This is a genomic window from Brevibacillus brevis (genome assembly GCF_022026395.1).
GTDB lineage: Bacteria > Bacillota > Bacilli > Brevibacillales > Brevibacillaceae > Brevibacillus.
The window spans coordinates 3,347,913-3,364,975 of the sequence record NZ_CP041767.1; the positions used below are offsets into that span (position 1 = coordinate 3,347,913).

Sequence of the window (17,063 nt, forward strand, 5' to 3'; positions counted from 1 at the left end):
CCCTTTTTAGGTGGTGGTGAAAAATTCCCGCAAACGGTTAATTCCCTCGTTATACTTCGCGGCAGAGTATGAGAGGCGCAATGTGTTCGGGATGCCAAAGTCAGAACCCGGTACGGTCGCCACATGTGTAGCCTCGAAAATTTGTGTAGCCAACTCAAGTGAGGTGCTGATGCCTTTTCTTTTCATAAATTGTTCACAATCAATCGTGAAGTAGAAGCTGCCTCGCGCTGGCAGAGCACGGACATCCGGTACATTTTGGAAAGCGTCAATCGTATAGTCCCGACGACCTTTGTAAAGTTGGACCAAATGATCAACCTCATGCTGGTAATCAAGCGCAGTCATTGCTCCGAACTGTACAACTGGGTCAGCTGTGAGCAGTGTGTGGTGCTGAATGACCGTCAATGGTTGCACCAGCTCATCCGGTACGATCGCATATCCGACACGTCTGCTATACATCCGATACGCTTTGGAAAACGCATCCGTTGTGATGAACGTAGACTTGGTATTTTTCAGCTGCATCACGGATTCGCACTCGTCATCGAAGTAGGTATTCGCATAAATCTCGTCATTGATAATAGCGGCTCGGCCGTCTACGATGCTGTCGATCGTGTACAATTCCTCTTTTGTAAGAATATTTCCCAACGGGTTGCCTGGCGTGTTGATCACGACCACTTTCGTCTTGTCTGTAAAATTCTCTTTAAACGACTCCACATCAAGTCTCAACGTATCCAAATCAATTTTGTAATAACGAACTTTAGCACCGACTAAGAGCGCGCAGAAATGGTAAAGCGAGTAGTACGGTAGTGGCAGCAACACTTCATCGCCTTCTTTAAGCAAGAGGTAGAACAGGTTGCGGAATAGTGTGCTGGTACCGACACTTATCACGAAATTTTCCGGTTTGATGGACACATCGTATTTTGTTTTATAGTGAGTCGAGAGCTTATCTTTCAGCTCCGGAAGGCCACCCGGATACACGAGCGAATATTTTTCAAAGCTGTTCAATGCCTGTTGCATAGAATTGATAATTTCGGGATGCAACGGCATTTCCGACTTCCCAAGAGTCATTCGGATCGCTTCTCCACCGTTTCTCTCAAGCTCATTTGCCATCTGGTCCAGTACAAACATCAAAAAGCGCTCGTCGTGAAAATTAATTGAGGATCTGATTTCCATATTCTCCTACCCCTTTTACTTTATTTTGGTTTTTTCTGCTAACATTTTTAAGATTTTCACATAACGATCTGAAAGCGATTCAACATATGCCGTCTGAAGCATAGCTGGATCATAGGTAAAAACGACATGGATACCTTCCGAAGTTTCTGCTACCTGAAGAACTAACGGACTTCCGGCCATTTCTGGCTCGACTGATCGCTTGACTTCACGTTTCCAAACTGCCGACTGAGCTTTGAACGGAATGGTCTGGTTGACAAAAAGTGTCGGCCATTCCATGTTCATCGTCGCTTGCCAGTGCTCTGACGGATACAACGCGAGCGCTTGCATCCGGGCACGTACTTGCTTCGTATGATCCACTAATTGTGAAAACGAATGAATCGTCTGCATATCGATGGTGAGCGGTACGATGTTGTCAAAGTTGCCTAGCGTTTGTTCCAGCACACCTGGCGTCCGGTTCGTCGTTACCACCCCAAGTGTCAAACTCGGCAACTGGGTGACCTGACGAAGCAACAACAGGTAGGAGGCAAGCAAAATGTTTCCCAGCTCCTGATTGGAATGAGCAGATACATGCAGTAAATCCGCGTGACTTGTCGGGTCGATATACTGCTCGACCTTTCGTTTTGCTACCCCACCCGTACCAAAAGGTTGAGCAGAATGTGGATTTATTGCTGTCAACCACTCGTGACGCTGGGCCTCGAGATGTCCGTAATAAAGCATTTTTTTCTGCCAAACAGCGAATGCTTCGTAGCGAGGCGGTTCTTCCACAGTTGGTTCATGCCCTTGTGCAATCGCCTGATAAAGAGCCTCCCATTCTTCCAGGAGAATTCCGAGACCTCGCCAATCACTCAAGGAGCTGTGCAGACCTCCAATCAACCGATAGCGATCAGCCGCCAGCTTTACCAATTCAAATCGAGCCAAACATCCTGCTTTGTCCTCAAACGGCCTCTTCTGCTCGGCAGTCAAGCGTTCTCGCAACCATACCGCTGCCTCTGCCTCGCTTTTCTCCTGTAAATCACAAAGCGCGAGCGGAATCGGTTCCGATAGGCCTTGTGGCGACAGCTGAGGGAAACGTCGCACGAGAGCTTGCCATGCTTGCTGCATATACGCCAGTTCGATTCTGCCCCGCAGCTCGATGTCAAAACATCTGACAGCCACAATCCCCTCTTCTTGTTCCTGCTTCAGCAATCGTTCTTGAATGAAGGAATAAATGGGCGTTGTTTCCGATTGAAACTCGCCTAGAATCGGCTTAGCTCTTTGTGCGGCTGATTTCCCGTCCGTTAAAATCAGGTAGGGGGCATCTGTCAGTTGCAGATTACGTCCTGCCTGGTCTGCAAACGTAACGGGAATGCCACACGCAATCAGTGTGTCGATCCGTTCGGTCAGATTCGTTACTCTGTCCTCGATTTGATAGACGCCACAACCACTTTTCATGAGCTCCCGTTGTTCTTGCGAGTGCTCCATTCGAGGCTGAACTAACTGAATGCTGCTCTCTTCCGCTTTGCCTAGTGTGATGATACTGGCTTGCGATTGCCGATCCAGATATTTCTCGTGAACTCGGTAGCCGAGGAAGGTAAAGAACGATAGTGCCTGATCAGCATCTGATGTAAGCAATCGGATAACAGATTGCTGATCGCTGCTGTACCATTCGTCATGCTTCATATCCTCGCTCTCTACAAGTTCAATCAAGCCTACCGATTCCACAAAGAGAAAGGCAACGAGTCTATGATTGAAGAGCACCGCTGGCTTAGGTGCGCTGACCAAATCGTATTTGAAATCCGAATCAACTAACCTTTTCAAAAATTGAGCAATATTGGAAATAGAATAACATAGATGGTACGGACCCGTCCCCTTCTCTTCCAACAAACGAACGCAAGGTGACGTTTCATCTACAGGCGCGATTAGCTCGATTGGCACACAGCCCGGTTTCATGCACATCGAGAGATACACGTTTTGTTCTGGATCATGGAGGGAATCGCTCGCATCAAATCCGAGAGTGCCATACATGATTTGAGCCGGACCCAGTTCTGGAACGGCAACTCCGACATGATGAAGGCGGTTCATCACGCCCTCTTTTTCTGTTTGGTGATGCACGATGTCAACATCATCCAATCGCTGTTTTGGATGCTTCAGAAGCGCTGCGAGTACACGCAAATAGTTGCCAGCGAAGCCTTCCATTGTCTCTGCTTTAAACAACTGGGTATCGTATTCAAGCACGCACCTGAATTGATCGGCGAGTGGTGTAATATCCAGCTTAAAGTCGAGCTTCGACGTCTTCGATTCATGCGGAACCTCTTCAAATTGCACGTCGCCAAGGGTAAATTTGACTTCTTGCTCGCGCTGGCTATGGAAGATCAGCATCGTATCAAACAATGGATTTTGCGTTTGCTGAATGCCTGCGGCGCTACGGGCAACGATTTCTTCAAACGGATAATCCTGATGTTCGTAGGCCAGTAACAGACTGCGCTGAACCTCTTGTACAAAATCGGTATACAAAAGATCGGCACGTGGACGATTGCGAATCGGTAGGAAGTTGATAAAGACGCCAACGATTCGCTCCAAATCGGGATGGTTTCGACCAGCTACCAGTGAACCGACAACGAAATCTTCCTGAGACGTGTATTTCATCAACAACACGTAATAAGCCGACATCAAAACAGCATGGACTGTGACTTCGTTCTGCTTGGCAAATGCATGCAAATCACTGTACGTAGAATCAGAAATGAAGAACGTATGGTGATCCCCCTGGAATGTCTTAACGGAAGGACGGGGGTAATCCAGTGGAAAACACATGAGCGGGATTCGGTCTCTGAAAGTGTCCACCCAGTATTTTTCCTGCTGATTCCACTGCTCGCTCCCCCGCTTCTGCCACTGCCAGTCGGCGTAGTCCTTGTATTGAATAGGCAGTGCAGGCAGCTCTTCACCCATATACAACCTGGCGAAGTCTTCCATTAACACGTTCAGAGAAATACCATCCAAAATAATATGATGAGAGTTGAACAACAGATAATGCTGAGTAGCTGTGACCTCAACCAGGCAAACCTGAAGGAGAGGGGCTTTCATCAAATCAAAGGATTGCCGGAAGTCTTCCATCAGTTCGTCCAATGTCCTGCCATCGCTATGCATGGTTTGGATCTCAAATGGCACTTTGTCGCTGATGTACTGATACACTTCTCCATCCTGTACCGCAAACGAAGTACGGAATGCTTCATGCCTTTGGATGATTTCCTTAATCACACGTTTCACTCGACTTACATCCAGATGACCGTTTACCGAGATTACACCCGACATGTTGTAGCTGGTGCTTTCGCCTTCTATCCCGTGCATCACGAAAATTCGTTTCTGTGAAGAAGAAGCCCTGTATCTCTCGGCTTGACTGACCCGATCAATCGGCTCGTAGGATATCGGCTGTCTCCCCCTGATGCGGTCCGCTAATTGTCGAATGGTGGGGTTCTGGAATACATCCCTGATCGTGATGTCTGTTTTTCTTTCTTTTTGCAATCTGGTCACGAGTTGAGCGGCTTTCAGCGAGTGGCCTCCCAGCGAGAAAAAATGATCGTGCACGCTTATTTTTTCGATTGCCAAAAGCTCGCGCCATATTTGGGCCAATTGCTGCTCAAGTTCATCTGCCGGGGCCTCTTCCTTTCCCGCGCGATACTTCGTGTAATCCAGACGTTGCAAGGCAGTCTTGTCTACTTTTCCACTCTGCGTCCGAGGCAAGGCATCAAGATGGACAAAAAAGGCAGGTAGCATATAGTCAGGCAGATAAGTCAGCACTGCTTCTCGCAGTACGTGGTCCTCAATGGGATGCGTTGCAGCCAAGCATGCAACCAGATAAGGATCGCGCTTTGACTCCTGAATGGCCACTACCGCTGCTTCCCTGACACCAGGCTGACGGCGCAGGACAGCTTCTATTTCCTCCAATTCAACGCGGTTGCCACGAATCTTGATCTGGAAATCCTTGCGACCAAAATATTGCAGATGTCCTTCATCCGTCCAGCAAGCCAAGTCTCCTGTACGATAAAGTCTGCCATATGGGGTCAGTAAGTAAGACGCTCTGGTTTTTTCCTCGTCAGCGATGTACCCTTCCGTTACTCCCATCCCGCCTACGTACATCTCCCCTATTACCCCTTTGGGCAACAGATGAAAATCTTGGTCCAGAAGAAAGACACGAACGTTGTAACTCGGATGTCCAATCGGAAGCGGGTTTTCAAAAGGCCCTTGTCGAGGTACACAATACCCCGATGCCGAGATACTATTTTCCGTCGGACCATACAAGTTGTACATCTGCGCTTGAGGGAGCAAGGCTGCATGTCTTTCCACTAATGAAGAAGACAGCATCTCTCCTGTGCACAACACTTTTTGAATCGAATTCAGCGAGCCATCAGCCACGTGGTCAAGCAAAGCGTGATACATCGTAGGGACGACGAGTATCACGTTTGCCTGTTGACTCTCGATGGCAGCCGCTAACTTTTGCGGGGACTTGTTTTCGAGTCGCTGCAATAAGCAAAGGGTACCGCCACTGATCAGTGTGCAAAAAATCTCGACAACCGATGCGTCAAAAGTTAATGTGGCGATCTGCAACGTTCTCGTCTGCTCTCCGAACCCGACAAATTCTATGTGCCACCAAAGAGCGTTGATTAATTGATCATGCTTTACACGCACACCTTTTGGCGTACCTGTCGAACCAGAAGTAAAGATGGCATAAGCCGTACTTGAAGGTGCTGCTTTTCGCTGTGGTGTTGGAGTTAACTCCTGTGCCCAGCATGCTGGTTCATCCAGTCGAAACACCCTTGTTTGCAAGTCAGCGACGAGTTCCAGATAGCTGCCTTCTGTTACAATCAGACTAGGCTGAATCTGGCTTACGATCTGTTCAATTCGCGCTTTTGGCAAGTCTGGATCAAGCGGGACATAGTAACACCCAGCTTTGAGGATAGCCAGCAGTGCAGTAATCATCTCAGGGGAACGATCACACATGATAACTATCGGTCGGCCTGCATCTGTCACCTCCTTTTGCAGAGCCCAAGACAGGCGATTCGCTTGCTCTTGTAACTCCTTGTAGGTCACAGTCTGCTTTCCTTGTATAAGCGCAACTGCATCCGGTGTTTTTTCTGCCGCTTGATCAATCAACTCGTGCACGCAGTAGTTACTCGGAACAGGGACGACTTTCATCTGTTCCTCAATCATCTCGTTACGCTCACGATCACTGAGCAAGGTAAGGTCACGAATCTCTTGATCCGAATCAGCCGCAATCTGTTCGAGAAGGCTCAGGTAGTGTAGCGCCAGGCGTTCGATTTCCGTCGCTTGAAACTTCCATGCCTGGTAGTTGACATGGATTGTCCATTCATCGCCTGGTGTTACTTCCAGCACCAATGGATAATCGGTTGTTTCATGTGAAGTGATATTCTCCAGCTCGAAGTCAAGTTCCAATCCGGCCAGCGTCTTGTCGATAGGATAGTTTTGGAAAACGAACAAACTGTGCGCCAAAGGGGTTTGTGCGTCCATCTCTGAGCAGTTTTTCAACTCAACCGATGGCACGTACAAATGCGGGGCCATCTGGTGCTGTTCTTCCATGATGACACCCAGCAGATCTTTGACTGTTGTCGTTTCTGTCCGTTTGACCCGGAGTGGATACGTCTTGATGAAGAGTCCGACGATTTCCTCTACTCCAGTGAGATGGGCAGGACGACCAGCGTACGCCACTTCAAAAAGAGCATCTCGCGTATCGCTGTATTTTTGCAGTAAAATCCCCCATGCGGCTTGCAACAGTGTGCTGATTGTCACGCGGTTACGCTTGGATGTTTCCTCCAATGTATCCGTAAGCGTTCGACTGAGCCGAAGATGATAAGAAGAATAGCGCTGCTCTTTGTTACGATCCTCCCGCATATAGGGAAGCGGCGTAGGAGAGCTAATTCCTTGTAAAGAATCTTTCCAATACGATAACGATTGTTCATTCGAAGCTTCTTTGAGAAAACGCAGATACTCCTTGTATTTCGCCTTCTGCTTGATCGCAGGGGACTGTCCCGAGCACAATTGCCCATACGCTGTAAATATCTCTCTTAGGAGAATGCCGGAACTCCATCCGTCCATGAGAATGTGATGAAATGACCATATGACTTCATAACGATACAACTCCATCCTCACTACTTGAATGCGAATGGTATTGCCCAACTCAAGCGTAAAAGGTGTTTGCTTGTCCTGTGACAACAAAGCAGACAGTTTTCTTTCACGCGCTCCAGATGGTAACTCGCTCCAATCGAAATAAGGAATCTCCAATGTCTTTTGCTTGAGAATGAGCTGAACAGGGGCCTGAAGCCCCTCCCAGCGAAAAACCGTACGGAGCATTTCATTGGCCTCAAACGCCATTGTAACGGCCTGCGTAAACAACTCCAGCTGAAACTTGCCACGAAGGGTTAGCCGATGCTGTTCAAAATACAGATTGGAGTCCTTTTGGAGGCGGTAATAAAACAGCATGCCCTCTTGCGTCGGACTTAGCGGCAAAATGTCAGCTATATTGTTTTTGTCGATCTTGTTCATCACAATTTTTCTCTCCTGACTCCCTTACCGAACTGCTTCACTCGGCAGGTTTTCCACGATCTCCCCATCTGCATTCACGTACGGCAAGCCATTGTGTTCGAAGACATGGTCGAGGCAGTACATCTCTCCCTGTTTGTAGTCCAAAATCATCAGGTCTTCTGAACGAGTTGGAATTAATTCCTTCAACCGCGCTGGAAGATAGTCTGGTCCGACTGCTTGATGCCATTTCAAAACGATTTTTTCAGGGCGCTCGGCTGTCGGATAAAAGCCACAAATCTCTAATTTTCCAAAGTCGTGGGAAGTAAGAAGTACCCCTTTTTTCTCCAAGCCACCCAGATTGCGCTTGGACTCGGCCACATTCCGGAAAGCCTCGTCCAACGGAATGGCATACTGCTCGACTCCCCTGACTGGCATAAATACCGTCAAATAATACGAAATGATTCGATTATCCAAAAACTTGCGCTGCAAGTCGATCAAGGTCTCGACAGAATCGTTAACGCCACGAATGATGGCAGGCTGTCCGCGAATCTGGACACCGACGGATAGCAGTGCTTGCGTTGCTTGAATTGAAACGTCGCTTATTTCCCCAGGATGGTTAAACTGAGAAATTACACTTACCTGCTTGCCCGGCGTCTGTCTTACTTGGTCGAAAAACGCCAGCAGCTCTCCATCAAGAAAACGAGCAGGGTCATAGGCCAAAGCCTTGGTTGCAAAGCGAACGAGTCGAATACTCTTCACACTCAATAGCGTGCTGATCAGCTTGATTAAGTCAGAAGTTTTACGGAAGGAAGCAGGGTCTCCACCGGTAAAGAGAACATTATCGATGTACGGATGGGCTTCCAAATACTGCACTGCCCTTTCTGCTTTGTCCATAATATTGGTATATCCAATATCCTCATGGCGGATTTCATTCACTTTATAGCAGAACTGGCAGTTGGCAATACAAAAATCGTCGATGTGAAGCAACAACGTCTTCTTATACTTGTGTTGCAGAAAAGCTGTTTCATCCTGACGGTACGACTTGTTTCCATAGGGATCAAAACGGCCTTTATAGGGCTTTATTCCCGGTGGCGGAAGCACGATATTGATCATCTGGGTACGATAAGGCTCTGATTGACTCGCAATCAACTCGGCATAATAGCGAGTCACCTTGAATGGCATATAAGACTGCTCCAGTAATGCACTGCGTTCTTCCCTCTCAGCTTCTGTAAACCCGACAATTGTTGCGAACTCCTCAAATCCTTTTTTTCCCATTAATACCTTAACACTCAATGTAATCCCTCCTGTCATTCATTAAACACGCATGAGATTCGCTTGCTAACCAAACAGCAGATCCAGCTCTTTTTGCGACAATTCCACATCTTCAAAATCCGATGGAGTGAATTCAGGGACCTCCTGACGGCAACAATGATCAATGAGCTGCTCCAATTCATTGAAAAACAGCGCAAGTATCTTCTCCATGGTCTCCTCGCTATACTTGCGCAAGCTGTACGTAACAGAAACCTGAAGTTCTCCTTGACGAATGAGAGCAGCCACGTCAAGCAGTGCAGTCAAATGATTCCCCACCCCGGCATCAACTGCCAAGTTTCCTCCCATTAGTACCAGATCATCACTTAGTTGATTATCCACCGATCCCAGATAATTGAATCGAACTTGGGACTTTTCCACAGCCGCGAGCAGCTGAGGCTTTAGCCAGCCAAACCCAAGCCCACCCATCGGAATCTGGCGCAACTTCTCCTTTACCCCTTTTAGGTGATCGGTCCGATTGGATAGATTCGTTTCGAACAAAACAGGGTACATGCTGGTGAACCATCCTACTGTTCTGGTTATGTTCATCGTATGGATAGAAGACTCCCGCCCATGAGACTCCATTACCAGTAAGAGACGCTCCCTATCAAATACATCAGATAATGTCCGGGTAAGTGCTGCAACCAATAAGTCTTGGGGACCCGTATTGAACATTCGGTTGGCCGTCGTCAACAGTCGCGATGTCATCTCGGCTGAAAGTGTGCGCGTAGATGTAGCGCTGTATTCTACCAAATCTTCGCCAAAATCGAAGTCAGTCGGTAGTTTGTCTTCCGGGATGGAAAACATGTCCCAATATGCTTTTTCTTTGCTTGCCTGATCCGACTGGTAAAAGGCGGAGACTTCCTTGATCCACGCTTGCATCGAATGTGTTTTATCTGGCAAAACAATCGGCTCATTACGTTTCAGACTGGCCAAGGCACTCATCAAATCTTCCAGGAGAATCCTCCAGGAGACACCGTCCACTACAAGATGATGGGCCGTCAGAAACAATCGCTGAGGTCGATCAGGACCTAATTCAAAGAGACAACCGGTAAACAGCAAAGATTCTTCCAACTTGAAGCTAACAGCGCAAGCTCGCATCGCCTCAAGCATTCTACTCTCCTGTTCTTCTTGCGGTAAGGAATAAAGATCGACGCAAGTCACTGACACGCGATTGGTCAGGTGGCGCTCATTGTAAAAGAGCTTCCCATCTTTTGCAGAGTAATTGAGTCGCAGACAATCATGGTGGTTAACCAGTGCATACAGACTCGCTTCAAACTCTTCCAGCGTTACTTTTTCCTTGCTTTCAAGGAGCAATGACTGGTTCCAATGATCAGCATTGCGGAACTGTTGTGACAAAAACCAAGAAACGATGGGAGATGACGGCAACTCGCCAGTACACGGCTCTTGCGAGATCTGTTCCACTCCCCAGCTCCAGTCACTTCTCGCTTTTAGTTCTGCAATCGTGTCATAAATCAAGATGTCTCTTACGGGAATCTTGATTCCTCGCTGATGCAATCGATAGGAAACCTGAATCGCCTTGATCGAATCCCCGCCTAGTTGGGAAAATGGGTCATGTAGACCAAACGGCGAATGACCAAGCACGTCCTCATACACGTCAACCAATAGCTTGTCAAACTCGTCACGAGGACTGGTTTCATCCCCCACACCTTTTCGCTCCATGACAGGTTCGGGAAGTAGTCTTCGATCTACCTTGCCATTTGAGGTCAAAGGAAACTGTTCAAGCTGCACAATTTGCGAAGGGATCATGTATGCGGGCAATCGACTTGCCAGTTCTTCGCGGAGCTCATTTTCCCGGAAAGATGTTTCCGTGATCAAATAAGCACAAAGGTACTTACGCCCCCACGTATCCATGCGATCAATCACCACGGCCTCACGCACAGAAGAATAACCAAGTAGCTGTTGTTCAATTTCCCCCAATTCAATGCGGTAACCATGAATCTTTACCTGATAGTCAGCCCGCCCCAGATACTCCATGACTCCATTAGGCCGATAGCGAACCAGATCGCCCGTCTTGTACATCACTTTACCTGGCTGAAACGGATCAGGTAGGAAACGCTCTTGCGTCAATTCCTCGCGGTTGAGATACCCCCGTGCCACACTATCTCCCGAGATGAATAGCTCTCCCGTCGATCCGATTGGGATTGGGTTGCCATATGAATCCAAAATGTAGAGCTGCACGTTACTGATCGGATGTCCAATCGGTACAGATCCTTCGGTATCGATCACTGGATCGTATTGATAGATCATGCACCCAACTACTGTTTCGGTAGGGCCATACTCATTGAGAATTTCAATTTGTCCGTTCCATTTCGCATGAATTGCCTCAGCCAGACTCACCTTCAAGTCCTCGCCGCCCACTATCACTCTCTTTACCGTGGTACTAGGCAAAGCGATTTCTTGCAGCAAAAACAGATGGGCAGGTGTCAGCTTTACAACATGGGAGCGTCCATCGCTAAAGATTCGCGATAATACAAACTCTGAATCGGAGTGCGGATAGATAACCATCCGATTTCCCTTTACCAACGGGCAAAAAATGGACGTAACCGTCAAGTCAAATGCTAGGGAGGAATAGAAAGCGAACGCTTCTTCAGGACCGGAGAGATAGCGGTCTTTCGCCCACGAAATATAGTTGACCAGTCCTCGATGAGTAACCATGACTCCCTTCGGATTTCCAGTAGAGCCTGATGTATAAATGACATAGGCCAAATCATCCGGCTGACTAACCAATTCCAGTGTTGCGCCATCCTTTATATACAGGGACGAATCACCAAGCTCTAGGATTTTTTTGGACCACGAAATATCCTCTGTTCGCGAAGTGTGACGAAGCAACAGGTCCGCTCCAGAATCAGACAGCAGATATTCGATGCGCTGAGAAGGGAGTTGAGGATCAATCGGAAGGTAAGCCCCTCCAGCTTTTAGCACTGCCAACAGCCCGATGATCATCTCTGGCGAATGATCTGCCAGCAACGCCACAATTACGCCAGGGCCAACTCCTCGGTTTCGCAATGACTGAGCGAGTCGATTCACTTGATCCTGTAGTTCCTGAAATGTCAGCGTGCGCCCTTCTGACTCCAACGCAACTCCCTGTGGTGAGCGTATTACTTGCTCTTCAAACAACTGGACAACCGTCTTCTCGCTGGGATAGGAAGCAGCAGTATCATTCCACGTATGGAGTTGTAGTGCCAACTCTTCGTCAGCAAGGAAGTTCAAATTGGACAGCGGTACTTCTGGAATCGAGATCATCTGATGGAGAAGCCTTATGAGATGATCCGCTATTCGGTCAATATCCTCTTCCGTGTACTCGGCTATCTTATAGTCCAATTCCATTGTCAATTGTTCATCTGTTGCCCATTCTCTGATAATCACTTGGAGCGAATACAACTGGTGACCGTTGTAAAACTCCTCATTAGTCACGGGGTAGCCACCAAGAGTGAATGGCAACTGCGTGCTGTAATAATTTACACAAATCTGAAACAGGCTGTCATAGCCATGTTTCTTCAGCTCCAGCTCTTGAGCCAGCAAATCGTAAGGATATTTCTGATGAAAATAACAGGAAGTGAGTTCCCTGTTGACATATTTAACATAATCGATAGCATCCATTTCCATCGGAACTGCCAGACGAAATGGCATAGTGCTGGTGAACATCCCGAATATTTTGCGCTCCACTTTGCCTGAACGGTTTAACAGCGGTGTACCGATCACGATTTCTTCTTGCCTCGTACAGCGCTGCAGGTAAAGACTCACGAGAGCCACAAACAAGGAATTTAGCGAGCATTTCATTTGGTCTGCAAACTGGCGTATTCTTGTCGAATCTTCGCGGTTGAATGCAAAAACTTTGCGCTTGCCTTCAGTAGTATCTGTCGCCTTTTGTAATGTCGTGATTACGGGCAAGCTATGAAACTTGTCCCGCCAGTATCGCTTGTCCTTTTCAAATCTGTCAGTCTGAGAATAGGCATGCTCCCTTTCGACAAGAGTTTGATAAGCGTGTTCATCTCCTACATGGACGGTACCGCCTGCCAACAACGTGTCATAATAGTGAGCAATTTGTTCTGTCATGATTGAAATAGACCAACCATCAGCAATCAAATGGTGCAGCTTTACAAAATACCCCGCTTCTTCGTCACTCAGTTGAATCAGACAAAAGTAGAACAGAGGCTCTTGTCCGATCGAAAACGGCTTTGTAAACAAATCTTGCAGAAATTGTCTGCACCGCTCTGGCGCATTCTGTTCCTGTCTGAAATCAAACACCTGCAATGGCTGCGGTTCGTACTCTCCAACAAACTGAAGGACTGTCTCTTCCTCCTGATAGTTGAGTCGCAAGGTATCGTTCTTTTGAATGAACAGGTGAATAGCGGCTTCCAGTACATCCAGCTTCACCTTTCCTTGCACCCTCACCATCCCCCCTAACGTATGGATAGGAAGCTGTGGATGTAATTTTTCCGTATACCAGATACGCTTTTGTGGATGACTTAAAGGATAACCGACCTTCCATTGCTTCTTATCCTGGCGCAAAGCATATCCCCCTTTCTGAATTGTGCAGATGTAACCACAATTCAGACATGGTAAAAAATCAAATCGATTACAAATACTTCCAATTTCAACTATATAGATGACTCTTCTGTAGTGTCAAATGAATTTTCCATAAATTGTTATTTCTGAAAATTACGGGAATTCCATTCCTTGTTCTCCTTCTCTAGCGCTGCATAAAATAGAAAAAAATTTGTGTACTCTATTGATTTTGGCTGTCTTTTCACGTAGGATAAAATGTAATATATTGGCAAAAAGCCCTCGGAAGGATGAATGTGATTAGATGTCTGTGACACTTCGTGAAGTAACTTTGGAAAACTGGGAAGAGTGTATTGAACTGGAACCTACTCCCGAACAGAGCGAGTTTGTTGCCCCGAACCTCTACTCCATCGCTGAATCAAAGTTTCAAACTACATTTGTTCCTTTGGCCATATACCATGATGACACCATGGTTGGCTTTGTCATGTATGGGCTTGACCCTGACGATGGCAACTACTGGATTTACAGACTCTTAATTGATGCGAAGTACCAACGACTAGGCTACGGACGTGCTGCGATTGCGCAAGTCATTGATATCTTGAAGGCAAAGGAAGATTGTCAAAAAATTGTCATTGGTTATGCTCCAGCCAACGTCGCAGCCGAAAACCTTTACTCCTCACTCGGATTTCAAAAAAATGGTATGGTTCTGTTTGGCGAGACGATTGCCGAATTAAATTTTTAGCGAGTTTTCGTTACCCAAAAAGGAAACAGCGGCGACCTAAGACCTGAAAACCAAGTCTTAGACTCGCCGCTGTTTGGATTGTTTCCCGTATGTATATTAAAAAAGCACACCTTCCATGTGTCTGTAAACATCATGGTTAGTGTGCATTCGTTTTGATATGGTGCCGGTGAAGGGACTTGAACCCCCACGGTTTCCCTCACGATTTTGAGTCGCGCGCGTCTGCCATTCCGCCACACCGGCAAGTGAAACTATGAATAAATTAGCACATCTTCGAAAGAAAATCAATGGTGGGGAGAGACGGATTCGAACCGCCGAACCCGGAGGGAGCAGATTTACAGTCTGCCGTGTTTAGCCACTTCACTATCTCCCCACAATATGTGCTGTCTATCTTCTGCGTCTACTCTCTTCAACCAGAAGCGACATTTATTAATTTATCATGAACTTTGTTTGACGTCAATATATTTATTTAAATTGACTATCTTTTTTCGCCAAAATCTCCTGTGCCCACTCGTGAAAGACACGCAATGCTTCGTCTACTTCTTGAAATGTTGCTTCTCCCTCACAGGAGTATTCCGGGAATTCTAGTATGCGGTTTTTGCGAATCTTGACATGCCCTTCTTCACATTTTATCTCCAAGAAGTAGGGAACGGCTTCATCGATCCCATAACTGTTTTCTAAAAACTCGTAGGTACGTACCCACTCCAGGATTCGAACTTCCGATGCTTTTAAGCGAAGCACCTGCTCCAAGGACATAATGGTTTCATTGCCGTAGTAATACATGAATATTCAGCCCTTCTGCATGAAAATGGACGGAGCCGGGACTCCGCCCTGTTTTTGATATGATCGTTAGATCGAGGAAAGTAGCTCTCTCAGTTCTTTGACAATCACTTGTTGATAGCCAGTGCCTTCTCCATACTGCTCAAGCATTTCGGCACGCGCTACCTTGATCTTGTCTTCATAATCCGTTGCGGTTCGGTCCGGGTTATCTTGTTTGAATGCCGTCATGACAGCTTGGACATGCTTTGGTCTCGGTCCCCATTTGGCAAGAACATGACCACCCGTGTCTGCGAAAATAACAACAGGGATCGCCCGACCTCCCATCGTAAGAAACTCATCCATCAGATCGAGGTGTTCTTCCATCACCATAATTTCCACTGGCATGTCCGTTTCTTTCAGGGCATGTAAGACGACTGGCAAGTTGCGAACGACGTCGCCACACCAATCTGCAGCCAAAATCAAACATCTGAGGTCATCACGATGCTGGAGAGAGGCAAAAAAAGCACGTTCTTGTTCATCCTCCCATGAAAATGCATCCGACCAGTTTTGGTATGTATCCTGATTTTTCGTCATGCTTTCCACAAACGCCTGTGGCTTAAGCCCCGTACGGAATTTATGTGCTACGTTTGCCCCCATCTTTTCTCCTCCTTTTGTATCGCTCGCCTATTCTTGGGTTTTATCCGTTGCTTCGTTTGCTTCCTTTTCTTGATTCGCCAGCTCCATCATTTTTTGCAACAAGATGTGCTGCGGCATGTGCATGAGACGCTCCAAGGGTACCTGAAGCGCTTCCGCCAGCTTGACAGCGGTCTCCGGTGATATTTGTAATGGACGCATGTTATTTTGCTCCTTTCCCTTGCTTTTATCAGTCCCTTCAGTATAATACACAGCCGTTAAACCTGCCAGCATACAAGCCTGGCACTTGAGAGCCTTTAACCTTTGTAACATGTTGGCTCTACTGATCCTCTCTTTCACATTTGCTCAGGCCAATTCTTAATGAAAAATTAAAAAAGAGCCACCCATAGGTAGCTCCAAAATGGAGTCAGGCTGTTTGATCCCTGCTCACCGTACGCGAAGGGACTATCTCGTGAACAGAATATCCCGCACAATGGAAAAGGACGAACTATGGCTTTTGCTTAGTAAGGATACATGGTACACCAAAGCCGATCGCGCCGGGCTGGGACATCTGCTCCATATATGCCAAACCTCGTGCACATTGCTGCTTGCATACTTGACATGTATGGGATGTTACGATTTTCATCTGTACTTGATTGGGGTGCTGTCGCGTATTCTTCTTCTTGATCTTTTTGCCCTTGGCCATCTGTTTTCCTCCCTTTGCCCTGGATCACTCCAGTCTATGAAGGAGAGAACCCCCGCTCTTTAGGCAAGCATACAAAATCAAGATATTCACCTGTAAAATGGGCCTTGTCATACATATCACAAATAGAAAAAGCCGCCGGAGAATTCTCTCCCAGCGACTTATGTGACTTCATTATGGCTTTGGACTTAACAACTGGCGCAGTTCCAGCTCCAGTGTAGAAGCATCCACCATGCCAATGATCTTCTTTCGTACGATCCCATCCGCGTCAATCAAGTAAGTCGTTGGGAATGCCATCACCTTGTAACGATTCGACACAGTTCCAGCTACGTCCATCGGTATCGGAAATGTCAGCTTGTAGTTGGTAACGAAGGCCATAGCTGCTTCCGGACTGTCATTGCTCGTGACGTTCACACCATACAGATCAACCTGTCCGCCGTATTTTTCATAGACTTTTTGTAAATCAGGCGCTTCCAGCTTGCATGGTCCACACCAGGAAGCCCAAAAATTCAAGACCAATGGTTTCGCCCTTTTTCCTTCTACCTTGTACGTCTGCTGATCCAGTCCGGTCAGTGTAAAATGAGGAGCCGCAAAGCCAACTTCCGGTTTTTGAACCTCTGCTACGATTGCGGCTGTTTCTTGAGGTTTTTCCCACACAGCAAGTCCGACGCCCAATAATACGATCACCGCGAGCAACAGCTTTTTCAT

10 protein-coding genes and 2 tRNA genes are annotated in these 17,063 nt (G+C 47.1%); 1 reads left to right on the plus strand and 11 read right to left on the minus strand.

The annotated features are described in order from the left end of the window. Positions 1-6 precede the first annotated feature (6 nt). The 4 genes from FO446_RS15940 to edeP are packed head-to-tail and all read right to left on the minus strand — an operon-like array spanning position 7 to position 13,527. Complete coding sequence (locus FO446_RS15940) at positions 7-1,170, minus strand: pyridoxal phosphate-dependent aminotransferase (protein ID WP_232773003.1); 1,164 nt, start codon at positions 1,168-1,170, stop codon at positions 7-9. Between the two features lie 15 nt (positions 1,171-1,185). Next, positions 1,186-7,704: an edeine non-ribosomal peptide synthetase EdeN gene (gene edeN, locus FO446_RS15945; protein WP_237901070.1), complete on the minus strand. Its 6,519-nt coding sequence runs from the start codon at positions 7,702-7,704 to the stop codon at positions 1,186-1,188. 24 nt (positions 7,705-7,728) lie between these two features. Further along, entirely contained in the window at positions 7,729-8,976 is a 1,248-nt protein-coding gene (locus FO446_RS15950) for a lysine 2,3-aminomutase (protein WP_237898503.1), read from the minus strand. Between the two features lie 45 nt (positions 8,977-9,021). Next, complete coding sequence (edeP, locus tag FO446_RS15955) at positions 9,022-13,527, minus strand: edeine non-ribosomal peptide synthetase EdeP (protein WP_269137303.1); 4,506 nt, start codon at positions 13,525-13,527, stop codon at positions 9,022-9,024. 298 nt (positions 13,528-13,825) lie between these two features. Between edeP and edeQ the strand changes: the two genes are divergently transcribed. Then, on the plus strand, positions 13,826-14,263 hold the full coding sequence (gene edeQ / locus FO446_RS15960; protein ID WP_173607821.1) for an edeine self-resistance N-acetyltransferase EdeQ: 438 nt from the start codon (positions 13,826-13,828) through the stop codon (positions 14,261-14,263). 158 nt (positions 14,264-14,421) lie between these two features. Here the strand turns inward: edeQ and FO446_RS15965 are convergent. The 7 genes from FO446_RS15965 to FO446_RS15995 form a co-directional block, all read right to left on the minus strand. Then, positions 14,422-14,503 (minus strand) — tRNA-Leu (locus FO446_RS15965). Positions 14,504-14,548: 45 nt separating this feature from the next. Beyond that, positions 14,549-14,633: transfer RNA gene (locus tag FO446_RS15970), tRNA-Tyr, on the minus strand. 92 nt (positions 14,634-14,725) lie between these two features. Then, positions 14,726-15,043, minus strand: a complete 318-nt coding sequence (locus tag FO446_RS15975; RefSeq protein ID WP_173607822.1) for a hypothetical protein — start codon at positions 15,041-15,043, stop codon at positions 14,726-14,728. A 66-nt stretch (positions 15,044-15,109) separates the two neighbouring features. Next, complete coding sequence (locus tag FO446_RS15980; protein WP_173607823.1) at positions 15,110-15,676, minus strand: thioredoxin family protein; 567 nt, start codon at positions 15,674-15,676, stop codon at positions 15,110-15,112. 27 nt (positions 15,677-15,703) lie between these two features. Then, on the minus strand, positions 15,704-15,874 hold the full coding sequence (locus tag FO446_RS15985) for a YycC family protein (protein WP_173607824.1): 171 nt from the start codon (positions 15,872-15,874) through the stop codon (positions 15,704-15,706). Between the two features lie 286 nt (positions 15,875-16,160). Further along, positions 16,161-16,358 carry a hypothetical protein gene (locus FO446_RS15990; RefSeq protein ID WP_173607825.1) on the minus strand — a complete coding sequence of 66 codons (198 nt, stop codon included), beginning with the start codon at positions 16,356-16,358 and terminating at the stop codon, positions 16,161-16,163. A 171-nt stretch (positions 16,359-16,529) separates the two neighbouring features. After that, on the minus strand, positions 16,530-17,063 hold the full coding sequence (locus FO446_RS15995) for a TlpA family protein disulfide reductase (protein ID WP_188068512.1): 534 nt from the start codon (positions 17,061-17,063) through the stop codon (positions 16,530-16,532).

Bases quoted from the DNA above. Each gene is read 5' to 3' on its own strand.
- FO446_RS15990 (WP_173607825.1), bottom strand. From the start codon at position 16,358: ATGGCCAAGGGCAAAAAGATCAAGAAGAAGAATACGCGACAGCACCCC.
- FO446_RS15980 (WP_173607823.1), bottom strand. From the start codon at position 15,676: ATGGGGGCAAACGTAGCACATAAATTCCGTACGGGGCTTAAGCCACAG.
- FO446_RS15940 (WP_232773003.1), bottom strand. From the start codon at position 1,170: ATGGAAATCAGATCCTCAATTAATTTTCACGACGAGCGCTTTTTGATG.
- edeN (WP_237901070.1), bottom strand. From the start codon at position 7,704: ATGAACAAGATCGACAAAAACAATATAGCTGACATTTTGCCGCTAAGT.
- FO446_RS15975 (WP_173607822.1), bottom strand. From the start codon at position 15,043: ATGTATTACTACGGCAATGAAACCATTATGTCCTTGGAGCAGGTGCTT.
- FO446_RS15995 (WP_188068512.1), bottom strand. From the start codon at position 17,063: ATGAAAAAGCTGTTGCTCGCGGTGATCGTATTATTGGGCGTCGGACTT.
- edeQ (WP_173607821.1), top strand. From the start codon at position 13,826: ATGTCTGTGACACTTCGTGAAGTAACTTTGGAAAACTGGGAAGAGTGT.
- FO446_RS15985 (WP_173607824.1), bottom strand. From the start codon at position 15,874: ATGCGTCCATTACAAATATCACCGGAGACCGCTGTCAAGCTGGCGGAA.